The sequence below is a fragment of the Nioella sp. genome, assembly GCF_964229645.1.
GTDB lineage: Bacteria > Pseudomonadota > Alphaproteobacteria > Rhodobacterales > Rhodobacteraceae > Nioella.
Map to the genome: position 1 here is coordinate 1 of NZ_CAXREX010000156.1, position 7,736 is coordinate 7,736.

Annotated in this window: 8 protein-coding genes; 2 read left to right on the forward strand and 6 right to left on the reverse strand. The window is 64.2% G+C overall.

What is annotated here, in order from left to right:
* Positions 1 to 147 precede the first annotated feature (147 nt).
* Positions 148 to 780, forward strand: coding sequence for a helix-turn-helix domain-containing protein (locus tag ACEQXV_RS10340; protein ID WP_370254281.1), 633 nt, complete (start codon positions 148 to 150; stop codon positions 778 to 780).
* Positions 781 to 783: 3 nt separating this feature from the next.
* Here the strand turns inward: ACEQXV_RS10340 and ACEQXV_RS10345 are convergent, their stop codons facing one another.
* The 3 genes from ACEQXV_RS10345 to ACEQXV_RS10355 all read right to left on the reverse strand — a co-directional run bounded on the left by ACEQXV_RS10345 (position 784) and on the right by ACEQXV_RS10355 (position 3,069).
* Complete coding sequence (locus ACEQXV_RS10345; RefSeq protein ID WP_370254283.1) at positions 784 to 1,011, reverse strand: hypothetical protein; 228 nt, start codon at positions 1,009 to 1,011, stop codon at positions 784 to 786.
* Between the two features lie 125 nt (positions 1,012 to 1,136).
* Positions 1,137 to 2,168: a patatin-like phospholipase family protein gene (locus ACEQXV_RS10350; RefSeq protein ID WP_370269047.1), complete on the reverse strand. Its 1,032-nt coding sequence runs from the start codon at positions 2,166 to 2,168 to the stop codon at positions 1,137 to 1,139.
* Positions 2,169 to 2,283: 115 nt separating this feature from the next.
* Positions 2,284 to 3,069, reverse strand: coding sequence for a 3-hydroxybutyrate dehydrogenase (locus ACEQXV_RS10355; RefSeq protein WP_370254286.1), 786 nt, complete (start codon positions 3,067 to 3,069; stop codon positions 2,284 to 2,286).
* A gap of 322 nt (positions 3,070 to 3,391) precedes the next feature.
* Between ACEQXV_RS10355 and ACEQXV_RS10360 the strand changes: the two genes are divergently transcribed.
* On the forward strand, positions 3,392 to 5,155 hold the full coding sequence (locus tag ACEQXV_RS10360) for an extracellular solute-binding protein (protein ID WP_370269048.1): 1,764 nt from the start codon (positions 3,392 to 3,394) through the stop codon (positions 5,153 to 5,155).
* Positions 5,156 to 5,271: 116 nt separating this feature from the next.
* On the opposite strand, the gene ACEQXV_RS10365 is transcribed toward ACEQXV_RS10360, so the two are convergent.
* The 3 genes from ACEQXV_RS10365 to ACEQXV_RS10375 form a co-directional block, all read right to left on the reverse strand.
* Positions 5,272 to 6,072: a DUF502 domain-containing protein gene (locus ACEQXV_RS10365; RefSeq protein ID WP_370252619.1), complete on the reverse strand. Its 801-nt coding sequence runs from the start codon at positions 6,070 to 6,072 to the stop codon at positions 5,272 to 5,274.
* A gap of 76 nt (positions 6,073 to 6,148) precedes the next feature.
* The gene (locus tag ACEQXV_RS10370) at positions 6,149 to 7,057 is read right to left on the reverse strand and encodes a pseudouridine-5'-phosphate glycosidase (RefSeq protein WP_370269049.1); all 909 of its coding nucleotides are present in this window, start codon (positions 7,055 to 7,057) and stop codon (positions 6,149 to 6,151) included.
* A 15-nt stretch (positions 7,058 to 7,072) separates the two neighbouring features.
* Positions 7,073 to 7,736 (reverse strand): PfkB family carbohydrate kinase (locus ACEQXV_RS10375; protein ID WP_370269051.1); only part of this gene is annotated, 664 nt, incomplete at its 5' end.

Here is a 7,736-nt window from a genome sequence, read left to right on the forward strand (position 1 = left end):
GCCAGCGCGATCTTGTCGGGCAGACGCGCGGCGTGGGCCAGCACATGCGCGGCCAGGTTAAAGGGCGTGGGGCAGGGGGCGGGCAGGGTCATGAAACCGGGGTAGGCCCCGCGCAGGGCAGTTGCAAGACCCCTTGGTGCAAGCTACATGACGAGCATGGATTTCTCGGACGAACCCAGCCTTATCCGCCTGGCGCGCGAAAGCGGGCAACAGGACCGGCCGCAGCCGGTGGACCTGGCTATCCGTGTGCGCGAACTGCGCAAGCAGCGCGACTGGACGCTGGAACAGGCGGCGCAGAAAGCGGGGCTGGCGCGCTCGACCCTGTCCAAGATCGAGAACGGGCAGATGTCGCCCACCTATGACGCGCTGAAAAAGCTGGCCGACGGGCTCGACATCTCGGTGCCCCAGCTCTTCACGCCGACGGTGAACCCCAAGGTCAATGGCCGCCTTGCGGTCACCAAGACCGGCGAGGGTGAACCGCACCCGACCGCCACCTACGAGCACGAGATGCTGGCCCCGCAACTGACCCAAAAGGCGATGCTGCCCTATCGCGCCCGTATCCGCGCCCGTGCCTTCGAGGAATTCGATGGCTGGGTGCGCCACGAGGGCGAAGAGTTTCTCTACGTGCTAACCGGCGAAGTGCGGCTCATGACCGAGTTCTATGCCCCCGTCGACATGCGCCGCGGCGATAGCGCCTATTACGACGCTACCATGGGTCATAACGTGATCTCGATCAGCCCCGAGGACGCGACCGTCCTGTGGGTGACCTGCCTGGCCTGAGGATCAGGCGGCCTTGCGGGCCTCGGCGCGCGCCACGGTCATCAGCCAGTTTTCCACTTCCTCGCGGGCTTCGGCCAGCGTCAGGTCATGGGTTGCCGCCAGGTGTTCGGCGAATTTCGCCATGTCAGCCTGCACGAAGCGCAGCGCGTCTTCTTCCAGCCAGCGAAAGCGGGCACGGGCCATCTGCTGCGCGGCGGTCCAGTTCGAAACAAGTGCGTCCCAGGTCATCATTGGTGCTCTCCTTCATCCCCTGTGCAGCTTCGGTATACCACGGTGCACTGCACCTTCGGAAAGAAATGCCATGGTTGCGACGCCGCGCCGCAGCAATCGCTTGGGTTGCGTTAGAAGCCAAAGGCTTATCCGAACATTGCCGCAAGATCGGCGCTGTTTTCCCGTCCGATCCTGTCGCCATGCTCCGACAGGAAGCGGCCACAGGCGGTGCGGCCCGATTCATAAAGCTGGTGGAGAACCTGCGGAACCGGGACGACCTTGGTGGCAACCGAGAGTTTCTGCATCAGCTCGTCATCGGCAATCATGTGCACCAGAACGTGTTTCATGCTGCCATCCGGCACCGCGCCCTCGGCCAGCAGGCGCTGAACGAAGCGGATGGCGCGCAGCTCGCTCATCAGGGCCGAATTGAAGCTGATCTCGTTCACCCGGTTCTGGATCGCACGGGCAGAGGTGGGCAGCTCGTGGCGAATGAGCGGGTTGATATTGATGATCAGGATGTCATCGGGCAGGTGCGGTTCGTAAAGCGGGAAGAGCCCGGGATTGCCGGTGTAGCCGCCATCCCAATAGGCCTCTCGCTGGCCTGTTTGCGGATCGTCGATCTCCACCGCCTTGAAGAGCGTCGGCAGACAGGCCGAAGCCAAAAGCGGTGCGGTGCCGATCTCATCGCCGCCGAAAACCCGGATCTTGCCGGTGCGCACGTTGGTGGCGGAGACGAAGAACTCCGGCCCCTCGGCACAGCAGATGTGATCGTAGTGAAACTTCTCGACAATCGGTGTGAGCGGGTTGCCGAAGAACGGCCCGTAGGAATAGGGGCTGACCATCCGGCTGACCGCGTCCCCGATGGCGAAGGGCAGGGAGGTTTCGATCCAGTGACTGATCGCAAGGGGTGAAATCGCCCCAAGCCAGGCGGCAAAGCGATCATCGGTAATCGCGCCCATCTGTTCCCAGAGCCATTCGAGGTTTTCGCGGGCCAGTGCCCGGCTGCCCTGGCTGAGCCCCGCCTTGATCGCGGCGCCAGTGAGCGCCCCGGCCGAGGTGCCGGAAATGGCCGCGATCTCGATTTCCGGCTCTTCGAGAAGACGGTCGAGCGCCCCCCAGGTAAAGGCCCCATGCGCGCCGCCGCCTTGCAGGGCGAGGTTGATGCGTTGTGCTGTCATCGTCAGTCGGTCGCTCGTGTCACGCGGCGGATGCCTCCGGCGGGGATATTTGGGGAACAATGAAGGAGGGCGCGCGCGTTAACCTTGATATGGGGTAAACGCGCGCAAGGGGGAGTTAAAGGGCTGTCCAGCCGCCATCGACGCTGATCGTGGTGCCCGTGATCTGGGCCGCGGCATCCGAGCACAGGAACACGGCGGTGCCGCCCATCTGTTCGACGGTAGCAAACTCCCGCGAGGGCTGGCGCAGCAGCATGACCTCGCGAACCACGGTATCGCGGTCCATGTTATGAGCCTTCATCTGGTCGGGGATCTGCGCCTCGACGAGCGGGGTCAGCACGTAGCCCGGGCAGATCGCGTTTGCCGTGATCGGCTCTTCGGCGGTTTCAAGCGCGGTGGTCTTTGTCAGGCCCACGATCCCGTGCTTGGCCGCAATATAGGCGGATTTGTAGGGCGAGGCGGTCAGGCCATGGGCCGAGGCGATATTGACCACGCGCCCCCAACCGGCCGCGCGCATCATCGGCAGGGCGGCAGCGGTGGTATGGAAGGCGGAGCTGAGATTGATGGCGATGATCGCATCCCATTTCTCGACAGGGAACCTGTCGATCGCCTCGACATGCTGGATGCCGGCATTGTTGATCAGGATATCGCAGGCGCCTGCCTGAGCGATGAGCGCGCGACATTCCTCGCCCCTGGACATGTCGGCCTTGATATAGCGGGCGCTGACGCCGAATTCCCCGGCGATGTCTGCGGCCAGGGCATGATCCTCGTCCCGGTCGGTGAAGGAATTGAGCACCACATCGGCCCCGGCTCGGGCCAGTTCACGGGCAATGCCCAGGCCGATCCCAGAGTTTGAACCGGTGATGACGGCGGTCTTGCCCGCCAGCGAGGTGGTGATGGCCATGGGGCTCTCCTGCATCTGCAAATCGTGGCGCAGCCTAATGCTGCATCTGCAACATGGACAGGGGAAAACCGCCGCAGGGCAAGAAGCCAAAAAAACGCCGGCACAAGGCCGGCGTTCAGTTATTGAGGCAGGTTTCATACAGGCAAGAAACCTATCGAGCAGTGCATCCTTTATAAGCAATGACTTGCTCAGAGTCCAACCGAAAAGTTTGAAACGGATTCCCGCAGGCGCTAGCCTCGCGGGTAAGGAAACAAGGGCAAGGAAGGATTGTTCACACATGGGCAGAAATTGTTTCACGCGAGTCGCGGCCGTCCTGGGGGCGATGGCGATTCTCTCCGGGCCAGCGGTGGCAGAGCCGGCGCATGGCATCGCTATGTATGGTGAGCCTGCACTGCCACCAGATTTTGCGCATCTGCCCTATGCCAATCCCGATGCCCCCACGGGCGGGCGGATCGTGACCGGGGAGGTGGGCAGTTTCGACAGCCTCAACCCGCATATCCGCGCCGGCAGCACGCCCTGGCAGTTGCGCTTCCTGGCCTACGAGTCGCTCATGGGGCGCAGTTGGGACGAACCGTTCACGCTCTACGGTCTCCTGGCCGAATCGGTCGAGGTCGGCGAGGGCGGAGCCTGGGTGGAATTCCACCTGCGCCCGGAAGCGCGCTTTTCCGACGGAAGCCCGGTCACCGTCGCGGACGTGATCTGGTCCTACGAGACGCTCGGCACCGAGGGGCATCCGCGATACCTCAATGCCTGGACCCGAGTCTCCTCGATCGAGGCCGTCGGGGAACGGGGCGTGCGCATCAGCTTTTCTGAACCTGACCGGGAACTGGCGCTGATCATGGGGATGCGTCCGATCCTCCAGGCCGCCCAGTGGGAGGGCCGCGACTTTACCGAGGGCGGTATCGACGTGATCCCGATTTCCTCGGCGCCCTACGTGATCGACGATTTCGAGGCGGGGCGCTTCGTGTCGCTGCGCCGCAACCCCGATTACTGGGGCGCGGACCTGGGCTTTCGGCGCGGGACCAACGTGATCGACGAAATCCGGCTGGAATTCTTCGGCGACGGCACCGCCATGTGGGAAGCCTTCGTCGCGGGCGAGATCACCACGATCCGGGAAACCAATGCCGCCGACTGGGAAACCAACTACACCTTCCCGCGCGTGCAATCGGGCGAGGTGGTGCTGTCCGAGGTGCCGCATGAACGGCCCACGGGCATGTGGGGCTTCGTGATGAACACCCGGTCGCCGCAGTTCGAGGACTGGCGGGTGCGCGAGGCGATGATCCAGGCCTTCAATTACGAGTTCATCAACCAGACCCAGAATGGCGGGCTTGCCCCGCGCATCAGCTCCTATTTCTCGAACTCGATCCTTGGCATGCAGCCGGGTGCGGCCGAGGGGCGGGTGCTGGAACTGCTGGACCCCTATGCCGATCACCTGCTGCCGGGCGCGCGGGAAGGCTACAGCTTCCCCGTTTCCGACGGGCGCGAGGCCAACCGCGAGGGCATCCGCGCGGCCATGGGCCTGATGGAAGAGGCGGGCTACAGCGTTCAGGACGGGGTGATGACCGGACCCGACGGCGCGCCCTTCACCTTCGAGATTGTGCTCAGCCAGGGTTCGGCCGAGAACCAGGCAATCATCAATATCTACGTGGAATCGCTCTCGCGCCTAGGCATCACCCCAACGGTTACCACGATCGACAGTGCGCAGTATCGCGAACGCACCGATGCCTATGACTTCGACATGACCTACTTCGCGCGGGGCGTGTCGCTTAGCCCCGGCAACGAGCAGTATCTCTACTGGGGCTGCGACATGGTTGACACCCCAGGCAGCCGCAACCTGATGGGCGTCTGCAACCCGGCCATCGACGGTATGATCGACGAGATGCTGCAAGCGGAGAGCCAGGACGATTACCGGGCAGCGGTTCACGCGCTCGACCGGGTGCTGACTTCGGGGCGCTACGTGATCCCGATCTGGTATTCGCCGATCAGCCGGATCGCCCATGTCCGCGAGTTGCACTACCCCGAGCGGCTGCCGATCTATGGCGACTGGCTCGGCTTCCAGCCCGACGTGTGGTGGTACGAGGACTAGGAGGGTTTCGCCGCGCTATCGCGCGTCGACCCGCGGGGGGCGCTGCCCCCCGGACCCCCCGGGATATTTCTGGAACAATGAAAAGGGGCCCGTCGTCATGGCGGGCCTTTTTCGTTTCAGGCGTCTTCTGTGCGGCGCTGTTCGGTGGGGTCGTCGCCGTCGGCATGGCCTTCCACCGCGTCTTCGATCTGGTGGCGCGCCTCCTCGGGAACGAGGTCGAGAAGCTCCTTGCCCGGCGGCACCCGGTTGGCAGGTTTTTCGTTCGGGTAGACAAGACCGGCCGAGATCACCAGCTTTGCGGCATCTTCCACCGTCATGTCTAGAATGATCACGTCTTCCTTGGGCAGGAACAGGAGGAAGCCCGAGGTCGGATTCGGCGTTGTCGGAAGGAAGACCGAGATCATGTGCTTTTCGTGGGTGTCCGCGATCTCGCCCTTGGCGTCGGTCGAGATGAAGGCAATGGCCCAGATCCCCTTGCGCGGGTATTCCACGAGGCAGGCCTTGTCGAAGGAGTTCTTGCCCTGGGCCAGAACCGTTTCCGTGATCTGCTTGAGACCGGAATAGAGAGAACGCACACCGGGGATCGTCAGCACGATGGTTTCCGATGTCCGGATCAGCGACCGTCCGATCAGCCCCTTGGCAACCCAGCCCACAACGATCGTGAAAATCAGGAACATGCCGACGCCAATGCCGCGGATGTCGACATCGATGTTGAAGTAGTTCCGGATCAGCAGCGCCGGGTTATAGGCGTCCGGCAGGAAGGGCAGCACCCAGGAATCGATCCAGCCGATCACGCTCCAGATCAGCCAGGCCGTGAGCCCGATGGGCGCGATAACGACGAGGCCGGTCAGGAAGCTGGCCTGAAGCGACGATATCCAGCCGCGGCGGGGCGGCGGAGGTGGTTCGGGCAATTCCATTCTTGCCTGCGGTCCCTGTGAGTGACGTCCTGCTCTCTTACTAAGGATGCGATTGGCCCCATACAAGGGACCTGCGTCAATCCTCTTGCTTCACAAGCGCGCGGGCAATGGCGGCCCCGAGGCGCGCATTGTTCAGAACAAGGGCGATATTGGCCTCTAGGGACTTACCATCGGTCAGTTCGAAAATGCGCTGAAGCAGGAACGGGGTTACGGATTTGCCGCTGATCCCCGCCGCATCGGCCTCGGCCTGGGCCTGGGCAATGATCGGGGCGAGGGTCGTGCTGGAGATCTCGGCCTCGACGGGGATGGGATTTGCCACCAGTTGCCCGCCCGGCAGACCAAGACGCGCGCGCATCTTCGCGCTGGCCGCGATCTGCCCGGGGTCATCAAGGCGCAAGGGCGCGGCGAGGCCCGAGTCGCGCGACCAGAAGGCGGGAAAGGCATCCTGGCCATAGGCGATGACGGGCACGCCTTGCGTTTCCAGCACCTCGAGGGTTTTGGGCAGGTCCAGGATGGCCTTGGCCCCTGCCGCGACAACGGTCACAGGTGTCTGGGCCAGTTCCATCAGGTCGGCCGAAATGTCAAAACTGTCCTCGGCCCCCTTGTGCACGCCGCCGATGCCGCCGGTGGCGAAAACCCCGATCCCGGCAAGGCTGGCCGCGATCATGGTTGCAGCCACCGTCGTGGCCCCGGTGCGTCCGGTTGCCAGCGCGACCGCCAGGTCCGCGCGGCTCAGCTTCATGACGTTGCTGGCCTGCGCCAGTGTTTCCAACTCGCCATCCGTCAGGCCCACATGCAAACGCCCCTCAAGGATCGCGATGGTGGCGGGCACCGCACCAGCGGCCCGGATTTCCGCCTCGACACGGCGCGCGGTATTCAGGTTCTGGGGGAAGGGCATGCCATGGGTAATGATGGTGCTTTCCAGGGCCACCACGGGGGCGTTCTGCGCCAGGGCCTCGGCAACTTCGGGGGAAAACCGGATCATCTCACGCCTCATTGATTATCCCGCCACATAGGCGGCGGCGCTTTCCAGCGCATGGGACAGCGCGGCCCGAGCCTCCGCACCGCGCGTTTCCGCCGCGATATGCGCGGCCATGAACGTATCGCCCGCCCCGGTCACCCGGCGCGCCGTGACACGCGGGGGCGTCAGTGCGAGCAGCCTCTCGGGCTTGGCATCGACAGCGGCATTTGCCCCATCGGTCACCAGTGCGCGCGCAGCCCCTGCAGCAATCAGAGCTTCGGCCCCGGACCGGGCATCCGCCGTTGCAACGCCCGCGATCAGCCCCGCTTCCTCGGCATTGACATAGAAGGTCGCACGTGGATGGCCCAGGAAGGGGCGCAGCCGGTCGGCCTTGCCGGGCGAGGCTGGGGCCAGTCTCAGGTCCGCTGCTGCAAAAACCGCGCTCTGGGCAATCTCGGACAGGAGCTCCACCGTCAGGTTGCCATCGAGCGCGATAGCCCCCCGCCAGGGCGCGTCGGGCGTGCCAAGGCGACCATCCGACAGGGGGGCCAGGATCCGGGCACCGGCGGCCTCCAGCGAATGGGCATCGGCGATTGCGGCCAGAAGTCGCCCCTCGCTTTCGATCGCCATGTACTGGTCCGTCGGCAAGTCGTGATCGACCAGCACATGCTCGACCCCAAGTCCCATCTTGCCGCATTCCACC

Bases quoted from the DNA above. Each gene is read 5' to 3' on its own strand.
- ACEQXV_RS10340 (WP_370254281.1), top strand. From the start codon at position 148: ATGACGAGCATGGATTTCTCGGACGAACCCAGCCTTATCCGCCTGGCG.
- ACEQXV_RS10345 (WP_370254283.1), bottom strand. From the start codon at position 1,011: ATGATGACCTGGGACGCACTTGTTTCGAACTGGACCGCCGCGCAGCAG.
- ACEQXV_RS10350 (WP_370269047.1), bottom strand. From the start codon at position 2,168: ATGACAGCACAACGCATCAACCTCGCCCTGCAAGGCGGCGGCGCGCAT.
- ACEQXV_RS10355 (WP_370254286.1), bottom strand. From the start codon at position 3,069: ATGGCCATCACCACCTCGCTGGCGGGCAAGACCGCCGTCATCACCGGT.
- ACEQXV_RS10360 (WP_370269048.1), top strand. From the start codon at position 3,392: ATGGCGATTCTCTCCGGGCCAGCGGTGGCAGAGCCGGCGCATGGCATC.
- ACEQXV_RS10365 (WP_370252619.1), bottom strand. From the start codon at position 6,072: ATGGAATTGCCCGAACCACCTCCGCCGCCCCGCCGCGGCTGGATATCG.
- ACEQXV_RS10370 (WP_370269049.1), bottom strand. From the start codon at position 7,057: ATGATCCGGTTTTCCCCCGAAGTTGCCGAGGCCCTGGCGCAGAACGCC.